General features: G+C 65.4%; 1 protein-coding gene. It reads right to left on the reverse strand.

Features of this window, described 5'->3' with window-relative positions:
* Positions 1-58: 58 nt before the first annotated feature.
* The coding region (locus tag ACRX5W_RS16445) for a hypothetical protein (protein WP_436788883.1) at positions 59-482 on the reverse strand (424 nt) is incomplete at its 5' end.

The raw sequence follows: 482 nt of genomic DNA on the forward strand, positions 1-482 counted from the left end.
TCGGCCGTGCGGCATCGAAGCACCGCGCGGCCGAACGACCGGGCGCAGGACGGGAAAATCAGCGGGAACCGACTTCGGCGAGCATGCATTGCTCGACGTCGTCGGCCAGGATCACCGCCCACACGCTGACGTCCGGCCCGTCCGGCGGACTCAGCGTCACCGACCACTCCCGCGGTTCGGCGCCCGACGCTTTCTTGAGCGCGTAGGCGACATCGCCGTCCGAGATCGCGGAAATCGCCATTTCCGCGTCACGCGCCACGCCGTACCACGCGCATTCGCACGTGCCACCCTCCGGATCCTCGGTAGCAGTCGCCAAGCACTCTGCCCAGTATTCTTCTTGACGATCTTTCAGTTCGTGCCGAAACGCGTCCATCGCACTGTCGAGATCGACAAAGCACATGGGCTCGGTGTCCGGCAGATAGCCCGGAACGTTGTACCCAACGTGAATGTGCACGGTTCGTCCTTCCCGGGGGGGGGTGCCC

The organism is Yinghuangia sp. YIM S10712, from assembly GCF_051388935.1.
GTDB lineage: Bacteria > Actinomycetota > Actinomycetes > Streptomycetales > Streptomycetaceae > Yinghuangia.